Source organism: Agrobacterium sp. NPDC090273, assembly GCF_044772305.1.
GTDB lineage: Bacteria > Pseudomonadota > Alphaproteobacteria > Rhizobiales > Rhizobiaceae > Agrobacterium.
This window is the reverse complement of sequence record NZ_JBIVYN010000011.1, coordinates 97776-124061: the sequence shown is the minus strand read 5'-3', so window position 1 is coordinate 124061 and position 26286 is coordinate 97776. Positions and strand designations below refer to the sequence as shown.

At 57.3% G+C, this 26286-nt stretch carries 25 protein-coding genes; 8 read left to right on the top strand and 17 right to left on the bottom strand.

The genetic code is table 11. The features are described 5' to 3' along the window. Positions 1 to 9: 9 nt before the first annotated feature. The 8 genes from ACIQT8_RS23295 to ACIQT8_RS23260 form a co-directional block, all read right to left on the bottom strand. Positions 10 to 729 carry a heme-copper oxidase subunit III family protein gene (locus ACIQT8_RS23295; protein ID WP_400970345.1) on the bottom strand — a complete coding sequence of 240 codons (720 nt, stop codon included), beginning with the start codon at positions 727 to 729 and terminating at the stop codon, positions 10 to 12. A gap of 9 nt (positions 730 to 738) precedes the next feature. Then, positions 739 to 1437, bottom strand: a complete 699-nt coding sequence (locus ACIQT8_RS23290; protein ID WP_400970342.1) for a cytochrome c oxidase subunit 3 — start codon at positions 1435 to 1437, stop codon at positions 739 to 741. Beyond that, positions 1434 to 3212, bottom strand: coding sequence for a cytochrome c oxidase subunit I (locus ACIQT8_RS23285; protein WP_400970339.1), 1779 nt, complete (start codon positions 3210 to 3212; stop codon positions 1434 to 1436). The genes ACIQT8_RS23290 and ACIQT8_RS23285 overlap by 4 nt, the downstream gene beginning before the upstream one ends. Before the next feature lie 42 nt (positions 3213 to 3254). Then, positions 3255 to 4070, bottom strand: coding sequence for a cytochrome c oxidase subunit II (locus ACIQT8_RS23280; protein WP_400970336.1), 816 nt, complete (start codon positions 4068 to 4070; stop codon positions 3255 to 3257). Between the two features lie 141 nt (positions 4071 to 4211). Then, complete coding sequence (locus ACIQT8_RS23275) at positions 4212 to 4598, bottom strand: cytochrome c family protein (protein ID WP_138793591.1); 387 nt, start codon at positions 4596 to 4598, stop codon at positions 4212 to 4214. Between the two features lie 191 nt (positions 4599 to 4789). After that, a complete protein-coding gene (locus tag ACIQT8_RS23270; protein WP_262527280.1) occupies positions 4790 to 4975 on the bottom strand; it encodes a hypothetical protein in 186 nt (61 codons plus the stop codon). A 21-nt stretch (positions 4976 to 4996) separates the two neighbouring features. After that, the gene (locus tag ACIQT8_RS23265; protein ID WP_138793592.1) at positions 4997 to 5200 is read right to left on the bottom strand and encodes a hypothetical protein; all 204 of its coding nucleotides are present in this window, start codon (positions 5198 to 5200) and stop codon (positions 4997 to 4999) included. Positions 5201 to 5379: 179 nt separating this feature from the next. Continuing rightward, positions 5380 to 5853 carry a VOC family protein gene (locus ACIQT8_RS23260; RefSeq protein WP_400970463.1) on the bottom strand — a complete coding sequence of 158 codons (474 nt, stop codon included), beginning with the start codon at positions 5851 to 5853 and terminating at the stop codon, positions 5380 to 5382. A 225-nt stretch (positions 5854 to 6078) separates the two neighbouring features. Between ACIQT8_RS23260 and ACIQT8_RS23255 the strand changes: the two genes are divergently transcribed. Then, entirely contained in the window at positions 6079 to 6363 is a 285-nt protein-coding gene (locus tag ACIQT8_RS23255; protein ID WP_138793593.1) for an acylphosphatase, read from the top strand. A gap of 19 nt (positions 6364 to 6382) precedes the next feature. On the opposite strand, the gene greA is transcribed toward ACIQT8_RS23255, so the two are convergent. After that, positions 6383 to 6865 (bottom strand): transcription elongation factor GreA, encoded by a 483-nt coding sequence (gene greA, locus ACIQT8_RS23250; protein ID WP_400970330.1) that lies wholly within the window; start codon positions 6863 to 6865, stop codon positions 6383 to 6385. Between the two features lie 25 nt (positions 6866 to 6890). Beyond that, entirely contained in the window at positions 6891 to 7838 is a 948-nt protein-coding gene (locus tag ACIQT8_RS23245) for an MYG1 family protein (RefSeq protein ID WP_400970327.1), read from the bottom strand. Positions 7839 to 8125: 287 nt separating this feature from the next. Here ACIQT8_RS23245 and ACIQT8_RS23240 point away from each other — a divergent pair, with 287 nt between their 5' ends. Continuing rightward, positions 8126 to 9475: an LLM class flavin-dependent oxidoreductase gene (locus ACIQT8_RS23240; protein ID WP_400970324.1), complete on the top strand. Its 1350-nt coding sequence runs from the start codon at positions 8126 to 8128 to the stop codon at positions 9473 to 9475. Positions 9476 to 9532: 57 nt separating this feature from the next. On the opposite strand, the gene ACIQT8_RS23235 is transcribed toward ACIQT8_RS23240, so the two are convergent. Beyond that, entirely contained in the window at positions 9533 to 10585 is a 1053-nt protein-coding gene (locus ACIQT8_RS23235; protein WP_400970321.1) for a low specificity L-threonine aldolase, read from the bottom strand. Between the two features lie 370 nt (positions 10586 to 10955). On the opposite strand from ACIQT8_RS23235, the gene gltB reads away from it, so the two are divergent. From gltB to ACIQT8_RS23220, 3 genes are read left to right on the top strand one after another with little or no spacing between them, the layout of a single operon-like run. Further along, a complete protein-coding gene (gltB, locus tag ACIQT8_RS23230) occupies positions 10956 to 15701 on the top strand; it encodes a glutamate synthase large subunit (protein ID WP_400970319.1) in 4746 nt (1581 codons plus the stop codon). Between the two features lie 8 nt (positions 15702 to 15709). Continuing rightward, the gene (locus ACIQT8_RS23225) at positions 15710 to 15868 is read left to right on the top strand and encodes a hypothetical protein (protein ID WP_178340616.1); all 159 of its coding nucleotides are present in this window, start codon (positions 15710 to 15712) and stop codon (positions 15866 to 15868) included. 15 nt (positions 15869 to 15883) lie between these two features. Further along, a complete protein-coding gene (locus tag ACIQT8_RS23220; protein WP_138793599.1) occupies positions 15884 to 17338 on the top strand; it encodes a glutamate synthase subunit beta in 1455 nt (484 codons plus the stop codon). 61 nt (positions 17339 to 17399) lie between these two features. Here ACIQT8_RS23220 and ACIQT8_RS23215 read toward each other — a convergent pair whose 3' ends face one another. The 3 genes from ACIQT8_RS23215 to ACIQT8_RS23205 form a co-directional block, all read right to left on the bottom strand. Then, the gene (locus ACIQT8_RS23215; RefSeq protein ID WP_400970315.1) at positions 17400 to 17576 is read right to left on the bottom strand and encodes a hypothetical protein; all 177 of its coding nucleotides are present in this window, start codon (positions 17574 to 17576) and stop codon (positions 17400 to 17402) included. A 136-nt stretch (positions 17577 to 17712) separates the two neighbouring features. Then, positions 17713 to 18936: an SGNH family hydrolase gene (locus ACIQT8_RS23210; protein WP_400970312.1), complete on the bottom strand. Its 1224-nt coding sequence runs from the start codon at positions 18934 to 18936 to the stop codon at positions 17713 to 17715. Positions 18937 to 19003: 67 nt separating this feature from the next. Continuing rightward, on the bottom strand, positions 19004 to 20227 hold the full coding sequence (locus ACIQT8_RS23205; RefSeq protein ID WP_138793601.1) for a lytic murein transglycosylase: 1224 nt from the start codon (positions 20225 to 20227) through the stop codon (positions 19004 to 19006). A 196-nt stretch (positions 20228 to 20423) separates the two neighbouring features. Between ACIQT8_RS23205 and galU the strand changes: the two genes are divergently transcribed. Continuing rightward, on the top strand, positions 20424 to 21311 hold the full coding sequence (gene galU, locus ACIQT8_RS23200) for a UTP--glucose-1-phosphate uridylyltransferase GalU (RefSeq protein ID WP_138793602.1): 888 nt from the start codon (positions 20424 to 20426) through the stop codon (positions 21309 to 21311). A gap of 78 nt (positions 21312 to 21389) precedes the next feature. On the opposite strand, the gene ACIQT8_RS23195 is transcribed toward galU, so the two are convergent. Continuing rightward, a complete protein-coding gene (locus ACIQT8_RS23195; RefSeq protein ID WP_400970461.1) occupies positions 21390 to 22862 on the bottom strand; it encodes an outer membrane beta-barrel protein in 1473 nt (490 codons plus the stop codon). A gap of 413 nt (positions 22863 to 23275) precedes the next feature. Between ACIQT8_RS23195 and ACIQT8_RS23190 the strand changes: the two genes are divergently transcribed. Together ACIQT8_RS23190 and ACIQT8_RS23185 are read left to right on the top strand one after the other, a co-directional pair. Then, complete coding sequence (locus ACIQT8_RS23190) at positions 23276 to 23641, top strand: PAS domain-containing protein (protein WP_138793603.1); 366 nt, start codon at positions 23276 to 23278, stop codon at positions 23639 to 23641. A 79-nt stretch (positions 23642 to 23720) separates the two neighbouring features. Next, complete coding sequence (locus ACIQT8_RS23185) at positions 23721 to 24716, top strand: SIS domain-containing protein (protein ID WP_400970307.1); 996 nt, start codon at positions 23721 to 23723, stop codon at positions 24714 to 24716. An 11-nt stretch (positions 24717 to 24727) separates the two neighbouring features. On the opposite strand, the gene ACIQT8_RS23180 is transcribed toward ACIQT8_RS23185, so the two are convergent. Further along, on the bottom strand, positions 24728 to 25192 hold the full coding sequence (locus ACIQT8_RS23180) for an NfeD family protein (RefSeq protein WP_400970304.1): 465 nt from the start codon (positions 25190 to 25192) through the stop codon (positions 24728 to 24730). A gap of 1 nt (position 25193) precedes the next feature. Beyond that, positions 25194 to 26246 carry an SPFH domain-containing protein gene (locus tag ACIQT8_RS23175; RefSeq protein ID WP_138793606.1) on the bottom strand — a complete coding sequence of 351 codons (1053 nt, stop codon included), beginning with the start codon at positions 26244 to 26246 and terminating at the stop codon, positions 25194 to 25196. Between the last annotated feature and the right edge of the window lie 40 nt (positions 26247 to 26286).

Below are 26286 nucleotides of genomic sequence, written 5' to 3'. Positions count from 1 at the left end.
TGGCGCTCCTCACCACAGATAGAAGAAAGCGAAGATGAAAACCCAGACAAGATCGACGAAGTGCCAGTAGAGGCCCATGATCTCAACAGCTTCGTATTGGCCCTTTCGACTGGTGAAAAAGCCCCGCCGCTCTGTATCGAAATCGCCCCGCCAGACCTTTCGCGCAACGATCAGCAGGAAAATGACCCCGATCGTGACATGGGTGCCGTGAAAGCCGGTGATCATGAAGAAGGTCGAGCCGAATTGCACAGCGCCCCACGGGTTTTCCCAGGGGCGGACGCCTTCCGAAATCAGCTTCGTCCATTCGAACGCCTGCATGCCGACGAAGGTGACACCGAGAAGTGCCGTCAGCAGCATCAGAACGGCCGTCTTGCCCTTTTCGCGGCGGTAGCCAAAGTTGACTGCCATCGCCATCGTGCCGCTGCTTGAGATCAGCACGAACGTCATGATGGCGATGAGGATCAGCGGGACATCCTGTCCTGCGATGTGAAGCGCAAACACCTCGCTCGGGTTCGGCCATGGAACGGTGGTGGACATGCGGACGGTCATGTAGGCCAGCAGAAAACATCCGAACACGAAAATGTCGCTGAGGATGAAGAACCACATCATCGCCTTGCCCCAGGACGCGGTTTTGAAGGCGCGTTGATCCGAGGAGAAATCGGCGGCAATGCCCTTGAGGCCGGATGGGCGGACTGGCTGGTTACCATGCGTTTGGGCGGACTGAACCATTTTGTCTTCCTAATTCAGCAGTTGTCGGCACAGATCGGCGAAATCATTCGCCCATCCTGCAAAAATTGCGAAAAGTATGAGCCAGACTGCCAGCATGAAATGGGCGTAAATTGCCGAGAGTTCGATGTTGAGGCGAAGTCTGTTTCGCGGGAAATCGGCCGAAAATGCTCTGACGGTTGTGTGTCCGAGAACAAGGATACCGCCAAGGATATGCAGGCCGTGCAGACCTGTCAGCAGGTAGAAGAAGCTGTCGGCCGGGTTGCCCGAAAAGACGAAGCCGGAGGACGCAAGCTCACGCCATGCTTCGACCTGCCCGATGAGGAAAAGAAGCGCGAGAACGAAACTGGCGGTCAGATCGTGACGGACAGCGCTTTCGCGTCCACGTTTGGCTTCGACTTTTGCCCATTGAAGAGTGGCACTACCAAGGATCAGTACGCCAGTGTTCAGCCACAAAATCCGCGGCACCGGCGTTGTCCACCAGTCCGAAGACGTCATCCGCATGAAATAGGCGCTGATGAAGAGGCTGAACAGTGCGCCGACCACGCCGAGGAACACGAACAATCCGATCTTTACGGGTGGCGTGGAAGGGTGATCCGTGAGCGATATCGTGCCAGTCTCGAGCCACGGTTTCGAAGTGAGCCGTTGGCCGGACATCCACCAGACGATCACCGCACCGATGGCGGCAAGGAAAATCAGCGTGGCACTCATGATGTTGCCTCCCGCGTGTTGCCGCCGGTGGCCGGTACGGTCTGTGGAATGAAGTCTTCCGTTGCGCCGGGAACGCTGTAGTCATAGGCCCAGCGGTAAACGACCGGCAATTCCCGGCCCCAGTTGCCGTGTGCCGGTGGGGTCTGTGGCGTCTGCCATTCGAGTGTTGTGGCTCTCCAGGGGTTGCCGCCTGCAGGTTTGCCTTTGAAAAGGCTCCAGACGAGATTGAACAGGAAAACCATTTGTCCGGCGCCGACAATCAGCGCCATCACGGTGATGAAAATGTTCAGCGTATGGGCCGAAGCCGGTACGAACGCCGTTTCGCCCAGTTCGTAATAGCGGCGCGGTACGCCGATCAGGCCGAGATAGTGCATGGGGAAGAAGATGGCATAAGCACCGAGGAAGGTGATCCAGAAGTGAATATGCCCGAGGATAGTGTTCAGCATGCGTCCGGTTACCTTCGGATACCAATGATAGATGGCACCAAAGACAACGAGGATCGGCGCGACGCCCATGACCATGTGGAAATGCGCAACGACGAACATGGTGTCGGACAGCGGAACGTCAACGACGACGTTGCCAAGAAAGAGGCCGGTCAGCCCGCCATTGACGAAGGTCACGATGAAGGCAAGCGCGAACAGCATGGGTAGGGTCAGGTGGATGTCGCCACGCCAGAGTGTCAGCACCCAGTTATAGACCTTGATGGCCGTCGGCACCGCGATGATGAGAGTGGTCGTGGCGAAGAAGAAACCAAAGGCGGGGTTCATGCCGCTGACATACATGTGATGGGCCCAGACGACGAAGCTGAGCGCGGCGATGATGACGATTGCCCACACCATCATGCGATAACCGAAAATGTTCTTGCGGGCGTGGGTGCTGATGAGATCCGAGACGATACCGAAGGCAGGCAGCGCCACGATATAGACTTCCGGATGACCGAAGAACCAGAAGAGGTGCTGGAACAGGATGGGGCTGCCTCCGCCGTGCTGCAACTGCGTTCCCATTTCGACAATGGCAGGCATGAAAAAGCTGGTGCCCAACAATCGATCGAACAGCATCATGACCGAAGCAACAAAGAGGGCTGGAAAGGCAAGCAGCGCCATCACCGTTGCGGTAAAAATGCCCCAGACTGTGAGCGGCATGCGCATCAGCGTCATGCCGCGTGTGCGCCCCTGTAGAACGGTGACGACATAGTTCAGGCCACCGAGCGTAAATCCGATGATGAAGACGATCAGCGAGGAAAGCATGAGGACGATGCCCCAGTTGCTTCCCCCCGGTGTGCCTGAAAGCACGGATTGCGGCGGATAAAGCGTCCAGCCAGCACCGGTTGGTCCTCCGGGTGCGAAAAAGCCTGCGACAAGGATGAGCACGGCCAGGAGATAGATCCAGTAGCTCAGCATGTTGGCATAGGGAAATACCATGTCACGCGCGCCAACCATCAGCGGAATGAGGTAGTTGCCGAAGCCGCCGAGAAACAGCGCGGTCAGCAGATAAACGACCATGATCATGCCGTGCATGGTGATGAACTGGTAATAGCGATCTGCATCAATGAAGGTGAAGTAACCGGGAAAAGCGAGTTGCAGCCGCATCAGCCAGGACAACACAAGGGCGACCAGGCCGATCGACAGAGCAGTAAGAGAATACTGGACGGCTATCACCTTCGCGTCCTGACTGAAAACGTATCTCGTCCACCAGCTTTTGGGATGGTAAAGCTCCATCTCCGCGACTTCTGCGGGTGGAATGGCGTCTGCGCTGTCCGAGCGGATTTCCGTCATGGTCTTCCCTCCTTTTCCTCCCGATCGTCTACTTCGCAGCCGTCAATTTGACGGTTGCGGCGCCTCTGAGGCCGTAAGCTGTGTGAAGGTCGGCTGCTGTTCCAGCCATGCCTGATAGGTGGCCGCGTCATCGACCACGACGGTTCCACGCATCTGGGGATGGCCGACACCGCACAGTTCGGCACAGAGAACGTCGAAGGTTCCGGTTCGTGTCGGCGTGAACCAGAAAAACGTTACCATGCCGGGGATCATGTCCATCTTGGCGCGGAATTCCGGCACGTAGAAATCATGAATGACGTCTATGGAGCGCAACAGCACCTTCACCGGCTTGCCGACTGGCACATGCAACTCACCACCATCGACGATGACGTCATCCAGGCCGGAGGCATCATTTTTATCGAGGCCAAGTGGGTTGTCGGGGGTAACGGCACTGGTGTCGGAACGACCAAGTTTTCCGTCAGCACCTGGCAGCCGGAAACTCCACAGCCACTGTTGGCCGACGATCTCGACGGGCGCGGCATCCGCCGGGACGGAAATGAAACGGTCCCAAACGATCAGGCCGGGCGCGAGCATGGCGGCAACCCCAATGGCGGTGCCGCCGGCAAGCGTCCATTCGAGTTTGCGGTTTTCCGGTTCATAGGCTGCCCTGTTCCCCGGCTTGTGGCGAAAGCGAAAGACACAATAGGCAACGAACAGAACCACAGCGATGAAGACAATGCCGGTGATCCAGAACGTAATGACCAGCGTGTGGTCGATATAACTCCAGTTGGACGCAATCGGCGTCCACCACCAGGGGCTCAGCATGTGAAACAACACGGAGCCAACCACCAGCAGAACGAGAATCAGCACAACAGCCATTTCCGTCTCCTCCCTGAGACGATTGCGACCGTGGACGTGAAACTGCTTTTTTAGAAAAGTGTGACCGTCATTATCTCACAAATGAAAAATGTGGGCAATTACGGCGATTTAGCTAGTATCCATCCCTTTCGGGACGTGGTTCTACTTTGAGAACTGTTTCAGATAGGCCGTGAGATTGGTGATTTCCGTCTCGTCCTTCAGACCCGCGAAAGCCATTTTTGTACCTTTGACCTTCGATTTCGGGTTGTGCAGATAATCACGCAGTGTTGCCTCGTCCCAGACGAGACCGCCTTCACCCGCATCCTTCATCGCCGCCGAGTAGGAGAAGTCCGGATGTGTTCCGGCTTTTCTGCCGAACAAGCCGTTCAGTGATGGTCCCACCTTGTTCTGGTCCGTCTCGGCGACATGACAGGCGGCGCACTTCTTGAAGACGATTGCACCGGCAGTCACGTCACCTTCCTGAGCGTAAGCAGCAGGCGGTAAAAATACGAAAAGAGTTGTAAGCAGCAGAAATCCGCGACAAGTCATGGCAAGCCTCCTCCCAGAGTCGCCGAAGCGCGAGGCGGAAACTGTCGAGCCCGGAAGGCTTGCCGGTTTCGGACGCTCATACCGTCTTTTTCGTTCTTGATTGAGTACGGTTGCGCTTAGAGGAATTTTATTCCTTCATGATCGCAAGTCAATCGTGACGCGAAACGGTACGTTTTCGTCCGATGCATTGATTAGCGGCATCGGGAACGAACGGAGGAGAGTTCGCCGGAGACTTCGAACAGCCGATCCCGAACATCCGACATGCCTGTATCTCCCATCAGGTCATCCGTCAGAAGCGAACGATATTCGTGAACGAGAAGTCTGCGCTCGAGATCGTCTCGCAAGGCAGAAAGACGAAAGAAACGGTGCAGTTTCATCGTAATATCTCCTGTTTCCAGTCAGGCAGCTTTTGACGCTGCATGGACCGTGTTTCCAGTCGACACCAACTTATGGATCGCACGCAAAACTTCCGCCGGTGAAGCGAAGTATCGTCCATCCAGATCATGAACATGAAATTTTACGGCAATGAACTTCAGCAGGCCGTTGTCGGGGACAACAATTCCAACCGCAATACCCGCATATTCGATCACTTGTCTGGTCATCGGAAAGCCTCGTATTGGCGCTGAACGTCGCAGCGTAGGGTGTCAATGAAGGAGGCGCTGAAGCGGCTCCGATTTAGTCTATTAATTTAGTAGACTATATCGCGTTGACGACCGGAAGGCTTGGCATTCCATGCTGACATGTTTGCCGGTTCATAGAAATTTCTTCGAAGATTTACGGATTATCCGCGTCGCGCAGCCTCGATTGCCGCGACGTTGATCTTTTTCATGGTCATCATCGCATCAAAGGCCCGTTTTGCCTCGTCACCGCCGGCTGTAAGTGCTTCAATCAGGGTTCTCGGTGTTATCTGCCAGGAAACTCCCCACTTGTCCCGGCACCAGCCGCACTCGCTCTCTTCGCCGCCATTGCCGACAATGGCGTTCCAGTAGCGATCAGTTTCTTCCTGGTCTTCGGTGGAGATCTGAAACGAGAATGCTTCGTTGTGTTTGAAGACCGGTCCACCGTTCAAACCAACACAAGGAACGCTTGCAACCGTAAACTCGACCGTGAGTACATCACCTTCTTTGCCTGAAGGATAGTCACCCGGTGCACGGACAATCGCGCCCATTACACTGTTTGGAAATGTCGTTGTGTAGAAGCGAGCCGCAGCCTCGGCGTCCTTGTCGTACCAGACGCAAACGGTGTTTTTTGCAATTGCCATGGTTCTTCCCTCTTGCTTGAAATGCCGGAGACCCGACCAGCCTCGTTGGAATGATTGAGCTGTAAGAACGTTCGCGCGCCATCGGGCGTTCCCTTGAGGACGGCTGGAAAACTGTCAGCGACAGAAAATCGGGACAGTGTGAAGACTTGCGCATGAGCGGCTTGCAACAAGCGCTGCAGTTCGGCATTTTTTGAGATGACTGCTTGATGGGAGACGACAATGTCGAGCGATCAAAAGGCAATGCTGGTTCGAATTACCGGCAAGGTACAGGGTGTCAGTTTCCGCGTCTGGACGCGCCAGGAAGCCTTGAAGCTCGGTCTGGTGGGTTCGGTCCGCAATGAAGCCGACGGTTCTGTCGTTGCCTTGATCGCAGGACCAGAGCAGGCCGTCTCCTCAATGATTGAAGGCTTCTGGCACGGACCGCGCGGCGCATCCGTGGTCGACGTACAAACGCAGGCGGCGACACTGCAGGATTGGCCGACAGGATTTCACATCACTGGATAGGCAACCGATAACCGCTGCCTTACGAGATCGAAATGATTTCCAGTTCGTGGCCGCCCATTTCCACCGCGTCACCGACCGCTTTACCCATGAGGCGCGTCGCTACCGGTGAAACAAAGGAGATCGAGCCGGCTTTGGGGTCTGCTTCGTCCTCTCCCACGATGCGGTAGGTCTGCACCCGCCCGTCATCGCGGCTGAAAGTAACCGTGTTGCCGAACGCGATGGTATCGAACGACGCCGGATCAGGGATGACCTGCGCCGTTCTCACTCTCGCAGCAAAATAGCGGACGTCGCGCAGGGGGCTTGCCGCCTGCCGACGCCGTTCATTGATGTCCTCGATCGCATTTGTCGCTTCATAAGCATCGCGAGCCTGCTGAAGCTGCAATTCCAGAGCCTTCATGCCGGTTTCCGTCACGAGGTTCGGGTGAGATGAAATCGGACGGTCGGGCAGCAAGGTTTCCGATGCTGTTTCGGAACTTTCTTCTTTGGTGAAAGCAACACTCACTGTCTCGCTCCGTCTTGATCTCTGTTCAGGCGCTGGTCGCGACCGCCGCGCCAGTGGCAAAAGCTTCTTTCACTGCCAACTCCGCCATGGCCATCGCTGCTTCCCTGTTCTTGGCAGCTGCGATGAACCGACCATTGTGACAGAAGCTTGCTCCTTTAACGCCGGAGGCGGCTTCAAGATCCTCATTGGTCAGGCCTGCCCATGCCAGAGGCAGGTCAGCGCGCAACTCGAACCCTTCGTCTGCACGTCGAATACCGGTCAGGCACCAGTCGTTGCCGCGTGGATGGACCACGAACAGAAGATGATCTGCGCCTGCTTTGACAATCGCCGGCCGGAACGGCATGCCGAGGGGCAGTTCCAGAATATACCCTGCACCGGCGTCGACGATAGCCTTGTTCACAAGTGCTTCGGCACGAAGCTTTGCGGCACTTTTCGCGATCTTGGCTTCGACGAAGCTGCGGGCGATGTCGAGCGCTGCATGGAATGCCCGCGTTTCTGCTTCGGGATCTGTCTCATCGAAAACCGGCTTCAGGATTTCGAGAAGTGCGGGCAGCGTCAGTCCCGCCAACTGTCCTGCGGTGGAGGGGCTCAGCGCACCGTTGTCGACCAGATCGACCGGCAGCACGAAGCCGCTGTCGAAAGAGGCATGGATGGCTTCGATGTGCTCTGCCGGGATCGCCAATGCTGCGAGATAATTCCGACCATAGTGCTTCCAGATCAGGCCGAAGGAGCTGTAGGGCTGGCCATCGTCCCTGAGCGGCGCGCCACGCTGGTGGTGATCGAATATTCCCTTCGCCTCATCATAGGCGCCGCCGACGTCGTAGATGATCCGGTCTTCGCCGGGCGTGATCCATTCCGGTGCTCTGCTGCGAACAAGGCGGGCTTCTGGAAAGAGCCGGGTGAGGATGACGCTGGACAGCAGTTCATCGGCATGGAAGCCACCGGAATGGGTGACGAGGAAATCCGGGATCATGTCGGGATAAGCCTTTTGGGTTTTGAGAGGCAGGTTTGCGGGAGGTCCGCCTTGAATTGAAGCACCTGATACCTTCTGCCGGGCCCTATCTCAACCCGTCATTCGATCCACGGTCTTGCGATCATCGAGGACTGGTATTTCCGCCCGGCCGTTCCATATAGCTAAAGGAGCCGGTTCTGACGCGAGATGCGTCACTGTTTTCAGGTCCGGCTCTACCGCTTCGTCATGACCAAGGTCAGCAGCGGTCTGTTTTGCGATCATGTATTTCAGGACGAAAGGAATCCTCGATGGGAGTTGAACGCAAACTGCACCTCGGTGCATTCATGCGACCCGTAAGCCTTCACACCGGTGCCTGGCGTTATCCGGGCGCATGGCCGGATGCCAATTTCAATTTTGCCCATCTCACCCGTTTTGCCCAACAGCTTGAGGCTGCCAAGTTCGACGCCTTTTTCATGGCCGATCACCTTGCGGTCCTCAACATGCCGGTCGAGGCTTTGCGACGAAGCCATACGGTCACATCGTTCGAGCCATTCACCCTGCTATCGGCGCTTGCGGCTGTCACCAGCCGCATCGGACTGGTGGCAACAGCCTCGACAACATTCGACGAACCCTATCACGTTGCACGGCGTTTCGCCTCGCTCGACCATTTGAGCGGTGGAAGGGCGGGATGGAATATCGTGACCACGGCCAACCCGGATGCAGCATTGAATTTCGGACGCGAAACGCAGCCCGACCATTCGCAGCGATATTCGCGGGCACGCGAGTTTTATGACGTCGTCACCGGTCTCTGGGACTCTTTTGCCGATGACGCTTTTATTCGTGATACCGAAAGCGGAATTTTCTTCGATCCTGACCGGATGCATGCGCTGCATCACAAGGGTCGTGAGTTCTCCGTGCAGGGTCCGCTCAATATCGCGCGTCCCGTTCAGGGATGGCCTGTCATTGTGCAGGCTGGCGCGTCCGAGCCTGGTCGCCAACTGGCGGCGGAAACGGCTGAGGTTGTGTTCGCAGCCCCTGCCCATCTTACTGCCGGGAAGTCCTTCTATAAGGACGTCAAGGATCGCGCCGTTGCGGCGGGCCGCTCTTACGATGATATCGTCATTCTGCCGGGCGCATTCGTCGTCGTTGGCGACACCGTCGAAGAGGCGCGCGCGAAGCGTGCAAGGCTGGACAGTCTCGTCCACTACGATAGCGCTATCGCCTCGCTCTCCATAGCACTCGGCCATGATGCCTCGACATTCGATCCAGATGGGCCGTTGCCGGATATCCCTGAGACAAACGCCAGCAAATCAAGTCGGGAAAGGGTGATTGAACTGGCCCGGACCGAGGGGCTTACGGTGCGCCAACTGGCCCAGCGTCTTGGCGGTTATGCGGGGCTGGCTTTCGTCGGCACGCCGGCGACGATCGCCGATGATATGGAGCGCTGGCTCCATGAGGAAGGCTCGGACGGGTTCAACGTCTCGTTTCCCTTCCTGCCGGCCGGACTGGATGATTTCACCAGACTGGTGGTACCGGAGTTGCAAAGACGTAACTTGTTCCGCACCGAATATGACGGCACGACACTGCGCGACCATTTCGGTCTTCGCCGTCCCGCCAATCGCTTCTTTCCGTCTTCGGATGAGGGCGAGGCAAATTAAAGCCTTCGGCCGTCATTCCGTGCAAAACGCGAATGACGGCCGATGGGTTTGGTGATGTCAGGCTGCGCCGCAGATCGACAGGAACTCGTCGACGTCGGCCTCTGTCGTTGCAAAGCTCGTTACCATGCGGATCAGCATTTCGTCGTCTGCGACTTTTTCCGGCATGTCACGTGGAACAAGCCAGTCGTAGAACTTTGCGCCTTTTTCAGTCGCGGCATCTGCCGATGCCTTGGGAAGAATGGCGAAGACCTCGTTGGCCGATGTCGGCCATGCCAGACGCGCGCTGTTGAGAGAGCCAAAGCCGGAGCGCAGCCGGTCGGCCATGGCGTTGGCGTGGCTGGCGAGGCCGAGCCACAGATCGTCCTGCAAATAGGCGTCGAACTGGGCGGCAATAAAGCGCGACTTGGAAAAAAGCTGGGCAGTCCGTTTGCGCAGAAACGCGAAGTCTTTTGCAAGCGTCGGATCAAAGAACACAATTGCCTCTGCGCACCAGCAGCCGTTTTTCGTGCCACCGAATGACAGCACGTCGACGCCGCGTTTCCAGGTCATTTCTGCGGGTGTTGTTCCCAGCGAAACGAGAGCGTTTGCAAAGCGAGCCCCATCCATGTGCAATGGCAGCCCGTTGTTTTTGGCAATCTTGGAAATGGCGTCGATTTCATCCAGCGTGTAGACGGTCCCCACCTCGGTTGCCTGCGTCATGCTGACGGCAGCTGCGCGTCCGTGATGGATGGCGTCCTGTGGATAGCGTGCGATGCGCTCGACAAGATTCTCCGGCAGCATTTTACCGTTCGGGCCCTCGACGGCGACCATGCGCATGCCGCTGAAAAAATCCGGTGCGCCGCATTCGTCTTCAATGATGTGGGCTTCCGAGTGACAGAAGGTCAGACCGCCCGGGCGTGCAATGCTGGCGAGGGAAAGAGAATTTGCCGCAGTGCCTGTAGCAACGAAGAAGACCGCCACCTCACGTTCGAACAACTCGTTGAAGCGGCTTTCGATGGAGCGGTCCAATTCGCTCGTGCCGTAGGCTGCGGCAAAACGGGTGGACTCCTTCGAGAGCCTGTCGTTGATGGCAGGGTGGGCACCAGCCCAATTGTCTGAAGCAAAAAACATCTTTGGGGCTTTCCGATGGATGGGATCTGTTTGTGCGGGCAGTCTGCGGGATGACTCGCAAAGTTTTATGACCTCACTTCGCAAATGGCAAATAGGGTAATGAAAGCAACAGTGAGGGGGTGTTTCTCAAAAGAAAATTTCGCGGGATCGACGTCTCTGGAAACTTCGCTGCAAAAGTCCGGTTTTATAAATTGAACATGCGCCTTGCTAAACGAACCCGTTTCTGCCAAAATTCTTGAGAATTGAGACAGTCATGCTGTCCTAAATTTTAACGAGCCGGAAAGACGGCGGGTTTCATGTTCAGTGAAAATCCGCGTCGAACCGGTTCTTTGTGCGAGACCGTGCAAGTGCTTTGCAGGAGGGACGAACAATGACGAACAAGACGCTGGCGGATAACGCTGCCGCCATCATGACCACTGACTGTCCCACCGCGGCCGGGGCCGCTTCCGTTGCAGTGACGAAGGTCACTCCGCGTGGTCTGCCGGAGAAGCAGGGTCTCTACGACCCGGCAAATGAGCACGATGCCTGTGGCGTCGGTTTTGTCGCGCATATGAAGGGGCAGAAATCCCATCAGATCGTCAAGGACGGCCTGTTTATCCTCGAAAACCTCACCCATCGCGGCGCTGTGGGCGCCGATCCGCTGATGGGCGATGGTGCCGGTATTCTGGTGCAGATCCCCGACCGCTTTTTCCGCGAAGAAATGGCCAAGCAGGGCGTCACTCTGCCAAAGGCTGGTGAATACGCCGTCGGTCATATCTTCATGCCGCGCGACCCATCGCGTATCGAACACTACAAGAAGGTCATCATCGACGTCATCGGTGAGGAAGGCCAGCAGTTCATCGGTTTCCGCGATGTCCCGGTCGACAATTCCTCGCTCTCCAAGGCGCCAGATATCGCTGCGACAGAACCGCACCATGTTCAGGTGTTCATCGGCGCTGGCCGTGACGCTGCGACGAACGCAGAGTTCGAACGCCAGCTCTTCCTGATCCGCAAGGTCATTTCCAACCGCATCTATGATGAGGGCGGTGGCAAGGAAGCGCAGGACTTCTACCCTGTGTCGCTGTCGTCTTCGACGATCGTCTACAAGGGCATGTTCCTGGCCTATCAGGTTGGCGCCTATTACAAGGATCTTTCGGACCCGCGTTTCGAATCCGCGGTGGCGCTCGTCCATCAGCGGTTCTCGACCAACACCTTCCCGTCGTGGAAGCTGGCTCACCCGTACCGCATGGTCGCCCATAACGGCGAAATCAACACGCTGCGCGGCAACGTCAACTGGATGGCTGCGCGTCAGGCGTCGGTTTCCTCCGTTCTGTTCGGCGACGACATCTCCAAGCTCTGGCCGATCTCTTATGAAGGCCAGTCGGACACCGCCTGCTTCGACAACGCGCTCGAGTTCCTCGTGCGTGGCGGATATTCCATGGCGCATGCCGTGATGATGCTGATCCCGGAAGCATGGGCGGGCAACCAGTCCATGTCGGCTGAACGCAAGGCGTTCTACGAATATCATGCCGCTCTGATGGAGCCATGGGATGGCCCGGCCGCCGTCGCCTTTACGGATGGCAAGCAGATTGGCGCGACGCTTGACCGTAACGGCCTGCGTCCAGCCCGTTATCTCGTGACCGATGACGACCGCATCATCATGGCTTCGGAAGCTGGCACCTTGCCGGTTCCGGAAGAGCGCATCGTCAAGAAATGGCGCCTGCAGCCCGGCAAGATGCTGCTGATCGATATGGAAAAGGGCTCGATCATTTCCGACGAGGAAGTGAAGCACGAGCTGGCTGCCAAGCATCCCTACCGCACCTGGCTGGATCGCACGCAGCTTATTCTGGAAGAGCTGAAGCCGGTAGAGCCGCGTGCGCTGCGCCGCGACGTATCGCTTCTCGACCGTCAGCAGGCCTTTGGTTACACAAGCGAGGACACCAAGCTCCTGATGTCGCCGATGGCGACAACCGGTCAGGAAGCGATCGGTTCGATGGGTACGGATACGCCGATTTCGGCAATGTCGGAAAAGTCGAAGCTGCTTTACACCTATTTCAAGCAGAACTTCGCACAGGTCACCAACCCGCCGATCGATCCGATCCGCGAGGAGCTGGTGATGAGCCTCGTGTCCTTCATCGGTCCGCGCCCGAACATCCTTGATCACGAAGGTGCAGCTCGCGCCAAGCGTCTCGAAGTTCGCCAGCCGATCCTGACCAATGGCGATCTGGAAAAGATCCGCTCCATCGGTCATACGGAAGACCGTTTCGATACCAAGACACTCGACTTCACATATGACGTGGAGCGTGGCGCCGAAGGCATGCCTGACATGCTGGACCGCCTGTGCGAGCGTGCCGAATCTGCCGTGCGTGGCGGCTATAACATCATCGTGCTGTCGGATCGTCAGCTTGGACCGGATCGCATTGCAATCCCGGCTCTGCTTGCAACCGCTGCCGTGCACCATCACCTGATCCGCAAGGGCCTTCGCACCTCGGTCGGTCTCGTTGTAGAAACCGGCGAGCCACGCGAAATCCATCACTTCTGTTTGCTGGCAGGTTACGGCGCAGAAGCGATCAACCCGTATCTCGCCTTCGATACGCTGCTTGATATGCACAAGCACAACGCCTTCCCGAAGGAAGTGTCGGAAGACGAAGTTGTCTACCGTTACATCAAGGCAGTCGGTAAGGGCATCCTCAAGGTCATGTCCAAGATGGGCATTTCCACCTACCAGTCCTATTGCGGCGCGCAGATTTTTGACGCCATCGGCCTGTCGTCGGAATTCGTCGCACAGTATTTCTTCGGCACCGCGACCTCCATCGAAGGTGTCGGTTTGACGGAAATCGCCGAGGAAACCGTGACCCGTCACACGGCGGCTTTCGGCAAGGACCCGATCCTCGCCAACACGCTCGATATCGGCGGCGAATACGCCTATCGTATGCGCGGCGAAAGCCACGCCTGGACGCCTGACGCCGTAGCCTCTCTGCAGCACGCGGTTCGTGGTAACAGCCAGGATCGCTACCGCGAGTTTGCCGGCATGGTGAACGACACCGCGCTGCGCATGAACACCATCCGTGGTCTGTTCAAGATCAAGGGTGCGGAAGCGCCCGGCCGCAAGCCTGTTTCCGTAGATGATGTCGAGCCCGCTGCTGAAATCGTCAAACGTTTCTCGACAGGTGCGATGTCGTTCGGCTCCATCAGCCGCGAAGCGCATACAACGCTTGCAATCGCCATGAACCGGATCGGCGGCAAGTCGAACACCGGTGAAGGCGGCGAAGAATCCGACCGTTACATGCCCCTTCTGAACGGCCAGCCAAATCCGGAACGGTCTGCAATAAAGCAGATTGCCTCCGGCCGCTTTGGTGTGACGACGGAATATCTCGTTAATGCTGACATGCTGCAGATCAAGGTCGCGCAGGGCGCCAAGCCCGGTGAAGGTGGTCAGCTGCCCGGTCACAAGGTCGATGCCACGGTTGCCAAGACCCGCCATTCGACCCCGGGTGTCGGTCTCATCTCGCCGCCGCCGCATCACGACATCTATTCGATCGAAGATCTGGCGCAGCTCATCTACGATCTGAAGAACGTCAACCCGGAAGCCGATGTTTCCGTGAAGCTCGTCTCCGAAGTTGGCGTCGGCACGGTTGCTGCCGGTGTTGCCAAGGCACGCGCCGACCACATTACCGTTGCCGGTTTCGATGGCGGCACAGGTGCGTCGCCCTTGACCTCGCTCAAGCATGCCGGTTCTCCGTGGGAAATCGGCCTTGCCGAAACACAGCAGACGCTGGTGCTGAACGGCCTCCGCTCACGCGTTGCGCTACAGGTCGATGGTGGTCTGAAGACTGGCCGCGACGTCATTATCGGCGCACTGCTTGGTGCGGACGAGTTCGGCTTTGCGACCGCGCCGCTGATCGCTGCCGGTTGCATCATGATGCGCAAGTGCCATCTGAACACCTGCCCGGTCGGCGTTGCCACGCAGGACCCTGTTCTGCGTAAGCGTTTCAAGGGCACGCCTGAACACGTCATCAATTACTTCTTCTTCGTTGCCGAGGAAGTCCGCGAAATTCTTGCTTCGCTTGGCGTGACCAAGCTGGACGAGATCATCGGTGCTTCCGAACTGCTCGAAAAGGAAGAAATGCTGGCGCACTGGAAGGCCAAGGGTCTCGATTTCAGCCGTATCTTCCACAAGGTCGATGCGCCGAAGGAAGCAACTTTCTGGACCCAGCGGCAGCACCATCCGATCGAAGACGTTCTCGACCGCAAGCTGATCGAAAAGTCGATGCCGTCACTTGAAAACCGCGAACCGGTTGTCTTTGAAGTTCCGATCAAGAACGTCGACCGTTCGGCAGGTGCGATGCTGTCGGGTGCGCTCGCCAAGCGCTGGGGCCACAAGGGCCTGAAGGACGATACGATCCACGTGACGCTGCGCGGCACGGCCGGTCAGTCTTTCGGCGCGTTCCTGGCACGCGGTATCACCTTCGATCTGGTGGGTGACGGTAACGACTACGTTGGCAAGGGTCTTTCGGGTGGCCGCATCATCGTGCGTCCGCCGGAGAACACGCGCATCGTCGCGGAAAACTCGATCATCGTCGGCAACACGGTGCTTTACGGCGCCATTACCGGTGAGTGCTACTTCCGTGGCGTTGCAGGCGAACGGTTTGCTGTGCGCAACTCCGGTGCTGTTGCCGTTGTCGAAGGCGTGGGTGACCATGGCTGCGAATACATGACGGGAGGCATCGTCGTCGTTCTCGGTGAAACCGGCCGTAACTTCGCAGCCGGCATGTCCGGTGGTGTGGCCTACGTTCTCGATGAACAGGGTGACTTCGCCAAGCGCTGCAACATGGCCATGGTCGAGCTCGAGCCGGTTCCGGAAGAAGACGACATGCTCGAAAAGCTGCATCATCACGGCGGTGACCTCATGCACAAGGGACGCGTGGACGTTTCCGAAGACATGACGCGCCATGATGAAGAGCGCCTCTACCAGATGATTTCGAACCACTTCCACTACACCAACTCGTCCCGTGCCAAGGACATCCTTGATCGCTGGAGTGAGTTCCGTCCGAAATTCCGCAAGGTCATGCCGGTCGAATACCGTCGTGCGCTTGAGGAAATGGAACGGATGCGCATGGGTGTGGCGGCGGAGTAATCCGCCGCGTGGGGAAATTTCATCGACTGATCTCGCTGATCGTCGCAATCGCCGTTCCAACGGCGGTTTACTGCGCAAACGGCGAGATCGGGTTTGAGTTCATCGTGCTGGGGGCGGTTTTTGGTTTCGCCTACTGGTACTGGGGCCCGACCGGCGCTCCGCTTTGATATGAGGATATAAACGTGGGTAAGGTAACAGGTTTTCTGGAGATCGACCGGCAAGTTGGCAAGTACCAGCCCGCCTCCGACCGTATCCGTCACTTCCGGGAATTCACCATTCCCATGTCGGATGCCGAAGTGCAGAAGCAGGCGGCACGCTGCATGGACTGTGGCATTCCTTACTGTCATGGTCCGACGGGCTGTCCCGTCCACAACCAGATCCCCGACTGGAACGATCTGGTTTACAACGGCGGCTGGGAACAGGCGATCAGCAATCTTCACTCCACCAACAACTTCCCGGAATTTACCGGTCGGGTATGTCCCGCGCCTTGCGAGGAGGCTTGCACGCTGAACCTTGAGGACACGCCGGTTGCGATCAAGACGGTCGAGCAGGCAATTGCCGACAAGGCCTACGAACTGGGCTTTATCGTGCCAAAGCCGGCCACGGTTCACACCGGCAAGAAGGTCGCGATCATCGGGTCCGGCCCGTCCGGTCTCGCCGCTGCCCAGCAGCTCGGCCGCGCCGGTCACGAGGTTCACGTCTATGAGCGCGAATCCAAGGCAGGCGGCCTGCTGCGTTACGGCATTCCGGACTTCAAGATGGAGAAGAACTTCATTGATCGTCGTGTTGAGCAGATCAAGGGTGAAGGTGTCACTTTCCATTATGGCGTCAACGTCGGTGTCGACATTTCTGCTGAGAAGCTGATCGCCGATCACGATGCGGTTCTTTATTGCGGTGGCTCCGAAACGCCGCGTCCGGCAGGTATCGGCGGCGCGGATTTCCACGGCGTTTATGATGCCATGCCTTACCTCGTTCAGCAGAACCGCCGCGTCGGTCGCGAAAACATCGACAGCGTTGGTTGGCCTGCCGATCCGATCCTGGCCGGTGGCAAGCACGTTGTTGTCGTCGGCGGTGGTGACACAGCATCGGATTGCGTCGGCACTGCATTCCGTCAGGGTGCCGTGAAGGTCACGCAGCTCGACATTCGTCCGATGCCGCCGGAAAAGGAAGACAAGCTCGCAGTCTGGCCATTCTGGGCAACCAAGATGCGCACCTCCTCTTCACAGGCTGAAGGCGCTGTGCGCGAGTTCCAGGTTGCGACGCTGGAATTTGTCGGTGAAGACGGCGTTCTGACCGGTGTGAAGTGCTGCCAGGTGGATGAGAAGCGCAAGCCGATCGCCGGCACGGAATTCATCATCAAGGCTGACCTTGCTTTCATAGCGATCGGTTTCTCCGGCCCGTTCACCGACAGCGTCCTGAAGGACCTGGAAGGCAAGCTGGAGCTCAACACCGACCGCCGTGGTTCGACCAACGTTGTTGCCAACGACCAGGACTACAAGACCTCGGTCGACAAGCTCTGGACAGCCGGCGACGTTCGTCGTGGTCAGTCTCTGGTTGTCTGGGCTATCCGCGAGGGTCGTCAGGCTGCACGCGCCATCGACGAAGCTTTGATGGGCAGTTCGGTGCTGCCACGCTAATCACTGAAAAGGCGGCCATCTGGTCGCCTTTTTTGTTCCAGACCTGGGGGAAAACAGCGCGTTAGTGTTTGTTTTTATGGCCCTGTTGGCCACCCTTCATCGATTTATCCTGCGTGGTGTCCTTCATGGGTGCCTTGTTTTCCATCGATGACGCGCTGCGGGTTTTGTCGTTGCCGCCCTTGCCGGATTTTTGACCCGGCTTCATATGCGGGTCGTGTGTACCACCTTGGTGGGGCATGATGTTTACTCCTCATATCATCGTTATTAGCGGATGCGTTCCTGCTCCGCACTCGCGTTAACCACCAAGGTCGAAGCGCGTTCCGACTTTAACATATCGTGATGATGAGGGTGCTCGAACGAGCTTCCTGAGAAGGCTACTTCGTTGCCGTTTCATCCGGCGTGGACACGCGATAATCATCGACGCGTCCCCGTGGTGCGTCGCTCATTTCACCGCGTTTCGTCAGCCGTTCACGCGGCGTTTCGACGACAGATGTTCTGACAGGCTGGTCACCCAGCAGTCTTTCACCGCCATCGAGATCGGGATCTGTAAGGCTGATAGGTTGCGTTCGGACCTGTCCGGCGTCGATACCAAGTGCCGGCAGCGAGGTCAGTGAAGGCAGATTGCTACCGTCCAGCTTCACCAGATCGGGGCCGGCGCTGTCGAGATGCCGGCGCACGAATTTTTCGACGTAAAATGCGAGTTTTCGCTTGCCGGCCTGCGTCATGCCGATGCCATCGGCTTCGCGAAGACGGGCTTGCTGACCGTTCATGTCGTAACCGGTTATGACGAACTTGCCTGCTTCATCGACGAAACCGTCCCAGACATCGACGAATTCACCACCGTGCTTTTCGACGTGGCTGCGGTAAAGGCGGTTGAAGCCAGCAAGATCGGCCGTCAGTGACGGAGATTGAAATGCGGGCACGCCGACCCACAATAGTGGAACCTTCTGGCGCTCGGCGATGGCCAAGAGTGCATCGATCCTACGCTCGTACTCCTTGTACCAGACATCTGTACCGAATTTTTCCTTGATATCGCCGATCTGCATCTGCTGGCGGTCATTGGACCCCATCATGATGACGATTGTTGCGGGGCTCGTCTCCTTGATGAATTCGGGAAGTGTGGCAAACCAATCGTAGTAGTCTGTTCGCACCAGGCCCGACGAGCCATTTGCACGCACGTCGACCGTGATGGCCGGGGAACTGGCGAAAGCGTTGACAAGTTCTTCCCCCATGCCTCCGGCCAGAAAGTCGCCCACGACGAGAACGCGCCGCGCATTTTCGAGTTTTGCGGCCGGTTCCGGTTTTGTGGTACGCATCTGGACAACGGATGGTGTCTTGCGCGCCGGTTGCGGTCTGCTGACTGATCGGTTGCGCGAGGGCGCTGAGGGGAAATCGCGTCGGTTGCGCGGCTGATATTCACGGTCAGCCGGTGCTTCTCTACCAACAGGTCTGCCGAACAACATTTCGAACAGAGTCCGACGCTGCTCCTGCGCAATGGCGCCAGATGGGGCGAGTGGCACGCAGATCGCCACGGACAGAATGACGGCGCAGATGCGCCGTCCGATAATTCCGTTTTGCGATGCGGGCTTCTTACTCATGACATCGACCTTTCCGGGCGGTCCGCCGACAGTCTTCGCGACTGCCTGAACCGACCGGCACATCTTATCAGTTACGCAAGGCTCTCAGCAGTCTCTGCGATGGTTCGCCATCGTTTTCCATTCCCATACGGGACTGGATTGCGCTGATTGCCGCTTTCGAGCCGGAGCCGAAGTTACCATCGATTTCGCCATCATAATAACCGAGCTCTTTCATCCGGGTCTGGAGCTCGAATTTTTCCTTGATGTCTAGCGTACCGTCAGGACGCGGCCACTTCTGCTGCATACCACCGTAACCGGCGATCTCGTCTGCCAGCAGACCAACGGCCAGCGCATAGCTGTCTGATGCGTTGTATTTCTTGATGGTGAAGAAGTTTTTCATCATCAGGAAACCCGGACCATTGGCGCCACCCTGCAATTTCAGCATGGCGCGGTCAGAACCACGGGTGAAATTCTTGCCGTTTGGACGGGTGAAGCCGAGCTTTGCCCATTCCGCAATGGTCTTTGTCTGGCCTTCATAGCGGGCGCCGCCACGCGGAACCGCGGTTTCGTAACCCCAGGTCCGGCCGGGTTCCCAACCGTTCTTTGCCAGCAGATTGGCGGCCGTTGCCAGTGCGTCCGGCACAGAGTGCCAGATGTCGCGCTTGCCGTTGCCATCCGCGTCGACGGCGTAGAGCAGATAGCTGGTCGGAATGAATTGCGTGTGGCCCATGGCGCCCGCCCAGGACCCGGTGAGCTGTTTCGGCGTCACGTCACCCGACTGAAGGATCTTCAGGGCGGCAATCAGTTGCGTACGGGCGAACTTTCCACGCTTCGGATCAGAATAGGCAAGGGTTGCCAGAGCCTGCGGGATATTGTGCAGGCGCTCCGGTTTTTCGAGCACCGCACCATAGTTCGATTCCATCGACCAGATGGCGAGGATGATATGCTTGTCGACGTTGAAGTTGCGCTCGATCCAGTTCAGCGTCGTGGCGTGGCGTGCCTTCATTTCACGGCCGATCCGGACCGTGTACGGATTGACACGCGAGTCGATGTAGTCCCAGACCTGTGTCGTGAATTCCGGCTGATAGGTGGCCTTGCGCAGCGCGTCAGGATCGGGCTCGGTCACGCCGGCGAACGCTTTCTGGTAGGTCGCCTTGCTGATGCCTTCTTTGGCGGCTGTTGAATAAAACTGGTTGATCCACTGTCTGAAGCCAGCATCGGCATGTGCCGAGAATGGCGTCAGGGTGATTGCCAAACCTGCAAACACCATGCAGCCGAATTTGCGGACATCTGAAAGGATCATCTTTGTCATCGTCGGTCTTTCGTTCTCTCGAATGTCATTTCGATAGCGAGATACGCATCGGGCTTCACGATGGATACCAAAAGAACGTCAACAAATTCTTTACCATTAATAGATGGTAGCGTCGACCTTTACAAAACGTTGTTGTTTTTGAAATAACAACTGCGTGAGGGAATGGGACCCAGTTGTTATCTCTCAGGAGGGATATGTGGTAGAACAGAAGAAAATTCGGAAAGCCGTATTTCCGGTTGCAGGCCTCGGCACACGTTTCCTGCCCGCTACTAAGGCGGTTCCGAAAGAAATGCTCACTGTCGTAGACAAGCCGGTCATTCAGTACGTCGTTGATGAAGCGGCGGAAGCGGGCATAGAGCACTTTGTATTTGTCACCGGCCGCGGCAAGGCGGTGATCGAAGACTATTTCGATATTCAATTTGAACTCGAACAGATGCTGCGCGAGCGCAACAAGAATGCCGAGCTGACATTGCTGGCCGGCCTTCTGCCAAAGGCGGGTACGGCAAGCTTTACCCGTCAGCAGGTTCCGCTTGGTCTTGGCCACGCGGTCTGGTGCGCACGCGATATTGTCGGCGACGAGCCTTTTGCGGTTCTGCTGCCCGACATGATCATGCACTCGCAGAAGAGCTGCCTCAAAGGCATGGTTGATCTTTACGACCAGACCGGTGGCAACGTGATTGCGGTGCAGGAATGCGAACCGGATCAGACCCACAAATACGGCATCGTCGGTGTTGGCGACGCTGTCGGCGAAGGATTCAAGATCACTCAGATGGTCGAGAAGCCTGCCAAGGGTACCGCGCCGTCGAACTTCTACATCAACGGTCGTTACATTCTGCAGCCGGAGATTTTCGACATTCTCGAAAATCAGGAACGCGGTGCAGGCAACGAAATTCAGTTGACGGACGGCATGCTGACGCTGGCGGATTCGCAGGAATTTGCGGGTTATCACTTCCGTGGCCAGACGTTCGATTGCGGCGCAAAGGACGGCTTCATTCTTGCAAACGTTGCTTTTGCTCTGGAACGTGCCGACATTCGCTCTTCGATTGAGGACCCGATCAAGGCCTTGATCGGTGGTCTGAAGTAATCTCACGGAACACGACATGAAAATCCCGGCCTAGTGCCGGGATTTTTGTTTGAGATTTTGGTGCCGGCAGCGTCCGATCTAGCGCTTGAGCACAAGCCCAGCGCCAACGCGCAACTCGTCGCTGTCGTAAACCGGTGTCCACTGGTAGCTGACGTCGGCCGTCAGATCGAGGTAGCGGTTGATGCCCCAGGTCAGTCCTGCCCCAGCGGTGTATTCCATGACGTCCTCCATGTCGGACGATGACGGGAACGTCCGGCGGACAATCTGGCCCGTCAGGCGGGCAACAAGATTGTTGCGCAACTCGTGGGTCAGGCCGGCATCGAGCTGGTAGGAAATCCAGCCGCCCTGTGGGCCGCCGGCAAAATCTTCGATCGTCGTTCTCAAACCCAAATTGACGTTGGTGCCGCGCTGCGGCGACCAGCTCAGATCCCCGTCCAGGGTCAATGCGCCAATGGAGGCCAGACGATCGTCGTCATATTGTTTGCGCAGATAGCCAATCGCCGCTTCGCCTCGGGTCTTTTCGCCCAGATCGATCTCCGCACCGACTTTCGCTCCGTAGGAATTGGAGGAGCGCGCATAGCCCGAGCTGTCCCGGTCTTCGTCATACCGGCTTGCTCCGGCATTCAATTCGAGGAAGGGGATGAGGGCAGGTGACAGTTCGTAACCAACACGTCCACGCAGGTTGGCGGAATTTCGGTCCCGGTCACTCAGGCTGATCGCGTTGCCATCCAGGCCCTTGGCGTCGGTGTAGACGGTTCTGGAAAGATCGAGCGCCGCCAGACCGCGCAACTTCCCGAAATCTCGTTCGATGGATGCGCCAGTCGTAAACTGATGTTCGCCGCCTTGGACGGACGCGCCGGTCAACGCGTTCGGGTCGGTTGTGTCTTCGCGACTGAATTCATATCCAGCCTTGAGATTGGCTGTGGTGTCACCGCCAAGGTCAAGGCGAAGATCCGCATCGATTTTTGCCCGGGGTTCTTCTCCGTCCTTGCTTCCGAAATTTTTCTCCCAAGCGCCGTCACCCGTTACCGTCAACGCATGCCTCGACCAATCGCTGGTCAGCGTGCCGCGAATGCCGGTCGTCAGATAGTTGCGGCGCGAAGGGCCGCCCGTATTGCTCTGTTTCTCCGTGTTGATCGTCTGGCTGAGCGACGGACGCAGCAGAAATGTTCCAAGACGGATGCCTGGCGTTTGTCCAGGCTCACCGGTCGGGGGTGGATTCTCACCTCCGTCTACAGTGGGTTCATAGGGATTTTCTGTCTCGGAATAAGGACGCTCATTGTCGTCCTGTTGCTCGTATATCGGATCGCCTGAATTATTGGAGGGGCGCCATAGTGGTGCCGGGGTCGCGGTAGTTGCCGTGTTCGCCGGCGTATCGGTGTCTGTAGTGCCGGCAGATAGGGCGGTGCCTTGAGGAGCCGTAACGGGCACGGGTGTCGCAGCGTCCTGCGCCAACGCTGCTTCCGCCGTGAAAAGAACGGTACAGGCAAGCAGCATTGCTGCTGCTTTCCGCGACGTCTGCGGACGTTTTGCGGTGCCTCTCAAGACCATGCTTCTTTCACCCGGCGAGTTCCGATCGCGGCGCGCTCCAAGGTCCGTCATTTCCGTTTCCCATGCCGGCAAGCCGAGCATTATGGGCACTTACTGGAATTGGCAGACTCACTCACGCGACGCATGTTTAACATTGGTTAAACAATAGGGTTTTTATGGTTAACACTTGATAAATATCGGGAAGGGAACTCTTTTTCTGGGCGAATGGCTGGAATAATAACGACATTCCAACTAAGGGCCAACATGACGTTTTTGCGACAAATGAGGGTCGCGATCGCCCAACGCGGTAACTCTATGCTTGCGTGTATGGATGGGACGCTTTCAAGGGGTCGCCAATGTTTCGAAAACGCCAGGCCGATTTTGTTTGAAGAATTTGAAAACCCGTTTGTTTTCCTCTGAGTGACCGTGCTTTTATGACTCCCATGTCGAATATGAACCGGATCGGCTTCTATTGTTGGGACATCACCAACGACAAATTCTACCTGGATGATGTCTGCGCAGATATATTCGGCATCCCGCTGGCTGAAGCCAAGCAAGGCGTCAGCATCTTCAAGATGCTTGAGAGAATAGACCTGGCGGATCGAAATCGTGTCATTGAAACAGCACTGACGACGCTGAAAACAGGGGCCTTCTATTCGCAGGAATATTCGGTACGGCACGATGACGGCTCGCGCTCCCGCGTGCGGACAGTCGGGCGATATCTGCTCGATGAAGAGAAGGTTCCGTTCAAGCGTCTGGGTACGATCGAGGAACTGTCTCCACCTGTGCTGCGCCACTGACCTTTCGTGTCGACAACGCCACCCTGCGGTTATCTTCGAGGCAGTGGACATATTTCGGGGGAAAGAGTAACAGTCGGCCATGATTACGAGAGCTGTGAACCTGGTCGAAGACAATGCGATCGAATCCGCGCTGCGGACGATTTCCATGGAGCGTGAAGGCCTTGCCGCCCTTGAGCGGGCTCTGACCAACGGATTGGCTGAACCCTTCTGCAAGGTCATCGAGATGATCGGCCAGTCAGAAGGACGCCTTATCATCACCGGCGTCGGCAAAAGCGGGCATATCGGCGCGAAGCTCGCAGCGACCTTTGCATCGACCGGAACACCTGCTTTTTTCGTGCATGCGGCTGAAGCCAATCACGGCGATCTTGGAATGATCGGCGGCAATGATGTCGTGCTGGCAATTTCCAAGGGTGGTGAGAGCGCGGAGCTGCGCAGCATCATTAATTATACCCGTCGTTTCTCGATCCCGCTTGTTGCCCTGACATGCTCAGAAACGTCATCTCTGGCGAAGGCTTCGGATATTGTGTTGCTTGTTCCTAATGAGCAGGAAGCATGTCCGCTCGGACTTGCGCCGACGACGTCAACCCTGATGCAACTGGCGCTCGGTGATGCGCTTGCCGTGGCACTTCTGGAAGCACGCAGTTTTACCGCAGGCGATTTCAAGGTATTCCATCCGGGTGGAAAGCTCGGCGCGAGCCTGACGCTTGTCAGCGACATCATGCACACCGGTGAACGTGTGCCGCTCGTCAATAAGGGCACGCCAATGCCCGATGCCGTCAGCGTCTTGTCGCGCAAACACTTCGGCTGTGTTGGCGTTCTGGATGAGGATGGACGGCTCTGCGGCATCGTGACGGAGGGCGATATGGCGCGCAATCTTTCGCGCAATCTCGCCGAACTGACCGTTGACGACATCATGACCCGTACGCCAAAAACGGTCAAAAAATCGGTGCTGGCGACGAGCGCTCTCGCGGTCCTCGAGAAATTTCATATCGGCGCGCTTATTGTCGTCGACGATGAAAATCGCCCTGTCGGCCTGGTGCACTTCCACGATCTGTTGCGGATCGGCGTGGCTTAACAACAGCTTATCTAGGATTCGATGGCTTCCACCGTCAGAGTCCGTCCACGGGCGGAGGCGATCCGAACCCGTGTTCCTGCCGGCATGTCCTTGCCGTCGACTGGCCACCAGGTGTCATCGAGACGAATACGACCTCGACCTTCGACTATCGGCTCCTGCAATGTGGCCGTACGGCCGACAAGACTTGCTTCGCGCTGATTGAGAAATGGTTCGTCGCTGGTGTCACGGTTCTTGCCGAAATAGCGTCTGCCCAGCAGGGCAAACGCGACCGACAGGCCTGCAAACAGCACAAACTGCAATTGCCATGCCCAGACAGGCGCGTCCCACAGAAACAGCGAGAGCGCGCCGATCACCAGTGCCGCTAGACCGATCCAGATCAGGAACACACCCGGTGCAATCAGCTCCGCCGCGAGCAGGATGAAGGCGACGATCCACCAACTCCAGGGTCCAAGCTCTGTGGCAAGCCGTTGCAGCATTTTACTTCTCCGATGACGAGCCGAACGGATTGCCCGGCACGCTCACATTGATGGTGTGGCCGGCCGGTCTTCCGCTTGGCGGAACGGAGCGCGATGGAGCCGGAGCCGAAGGTGCTGCAGCGGCGTCACCCTTGTCGCCGAACACTTCCTTCGCAACCGCGCCAATGCCACCAAGCGAGCCGATCAGGGAGGACGCCTCCATCGGCATCAAGACGATCTTGGCATTCTTTGCCGTGCCGATATCGGAAAGAGCTTCGGTGTATTTCTGTGCGATGAAGTAGTTGATGGCGTGAACATTGCCGGCAGCAATGGCTTCGGACACCACACGAGTTGCTTTTGCTTCAGCCTCAGCCAGACGTTCGCGGGCTTCTGCGTCACGGAACGCAGCTTCTCGCTGTCCTTCCGCTTCGAGGATGGCCGATTGTTTGGCGCCTTCAGCGCGCAGGATCTGCGCATTGCGCGAGCCTTCCGCTTCCAGCACCTGCGCGCGCTTTTCACGCTCGGCTTTCATCTGTCGCGCCATGGCATCGACAAGATCCTTGGGTGGAGCAATATCCTTGATCTCGACACGCGTGACCTTGATGCCCCACGGTCCGACGGCCTCGTCAACAACGCGCAGCAGCCGTTCATTGATGGTATCGCGGTTCGACAGCAATTCGTCGAGATCCATCGAACCCATCACCGAGCGGATGTTGGTCATGGTGAGGTTCTGGATAGCGATCTGCAGGTTGGAAATCTGATAGGCTGCCTGAGCGGCATTCAGCACCTGGTAGAAAGCAATCGCATCGGCCGCGATGCTGGCATTGTCGCGGGTGATGACTTCCTGGGTCGGAATGTCCAGAACCTGCTCCATGACGTTCATGCGCGCGCCGATGCGCTCGAAGAACGGTACGATCAGGTTGAGGCCGGGCTCCAGTGTACGCGTATAACGGCCAAACCGTTCAACGGTATAGCGATAGCCCTGCGGCACGGTCTTGATGCCGGCAAACAGCACAAGAATAACCAGCACCACCGCCGCCAGAACGACGATATCGAAACCGCCCAATTCAATCATCGCATTTCCTCCGCGATCCGTTTCGTTCGGAGTTCGCACC

Bases quoted from the DNA above. Each gene is read 5' to 3' on its own strand.
- ACIQT8_RS23280 (WP_400970336.1), bottom strand. From the start codon at position 4,070: ATGGCTGTTGTGCTGATTCTCGTTCTGCTGGTGGTTGGCTCCGTGTTG.
- ACIQT8_RS23265 (WP_138793592.1), bottom strand. From the start codon at position 5,200: ATGACCAGACAAGTGATCGAATATGCGGGTATTGCGGTTGGAATTGTT.
- ACIQT8_RS23245 (WP_400970327.1), bottom strand. From the start codon at position 7,838: ATGATCCCGGATTTCCTCGTCACCCATTCCGGTGGCTTCCATGCCGAT.
- ACIQT8_RS23175 (WP_138793606.1), bottom strand. From the start codon at position 26,246: ATGATTGAATTGGGCGGTTTCGATATCGTCGTTCTGGCGGCGGTGGTG.
- gltB (WP_400970319.1), top strand. From the start codon at position 10,956: ATGACGAACAAGACGCTGGCGGATAACGCTGCCGCCATCATGACCACT.
- ACIQT8_RS23290 (WP_400970342.1), bottom strand. From the start codon at position 1,437: ATGAGTGCCACGCTGATTTTCCTTGCCGCCATCGGTGCGGTGATCGTC.
- ACIQT8_RS23270 (WP_262527280.1), bottom strand. From the start codon at position 4,975: ATGAAACTGCACCGTTTCTTTCGTCTTTCTGCCTTGCGAGACGATCTC.
- ACIQT8_RS23210 (WP_400970312.1), bottom strand. From the start codon at position 18,936: ATGAGTAAGAAGCCCGCATCGCAAAACGGAATTATCGGACGGCGCATC.
- ACIQT8_RS23205 (WP_138793601.1), bottom strand. From the start codon at position 20,227: ATGACAAAGATGATCCTTTCAGATGTCCGCAAATTCGGCTGCATGGTG.
- ACIQT8_RS23195 (WP_400970461.1), bottom strand. From the start codon at position 22,862: ATGGTCTTGAGAGGCACCGCAAAACGTCCGCAGACGTCGCGGAAAGCA.
- ACIQT8_RS23235 (WP_400970321.1), bottom strand. From the start codon at position 10,585: ATGTTTTTTGCTTCAGACAATTGGGCTGGTGCCCACCCTGCCATCAAC.
- ACIQT8_RS23275 (WP_138793591.1), bottom strand. From the start codon at position 4,598: ATGACTTGTCGCGGATTTCTGCTGCTTACAACTCTTTTCGTATTTTTA.
- ACIQT8_RS23240 (WP_400970324.1), top strand. From the start codon at position 8,126: ATGGGAGTTGAACGCAAACTGCACCTCGGTGCATTCATGCGACCCGTA.
- ACIQT8_RS23185 (WP_400970307.1), top strand. From the start codon at position 23,721: ATGATTACGAGAGCTGTGAACCTGGTCGAAGACAATGCGATCGAATCC.
- ACIQT8_RS23295 (WP_400970345.1), bottom strand. From the start codon at position 729: ATGGTTCAGTCCGCCCAAACGCATGGTAACCAGCCAGTCCGCCCATCC.
- ACIQT8_RS23180 (WP_400970304.1), bottom strand. From the start codon at position 25,192: ATGCTGCAACGGCTTGCCACAGAGCTTGGACCCTGGAGTTGGTGGATC.
- ACIQT8_RS23255 (WP_138793593.1), top strand. From the start codon at position 6,079: ATGTCGAGCGATCAAAAGGCAATGCTGGTTCGAATTACCGGCAAGGTA.
- ACIQT8_RS23190 (WP_138793603.1), top strand. From the start codon at position 23,276: ATGACTCCCATGTCGAATATGAACCGGATCGGCTTCTATTGTTGGGAC.
- ACIQT8_RS23215 (WP_400970315.1), bottom strand. From the start codon at position 17,576: ATGCCCCACCAAGGTGGTACACACGACCCGCATATGAAGCCGGGTCAA.
- ACIQT8_RS23285 (WP_400970339.1), bottom strand. From the start codon at position 3,212: ATGACGGAAATCCGCTCGGACAGCGCAGACGCCATTCCACCCGCAGAA.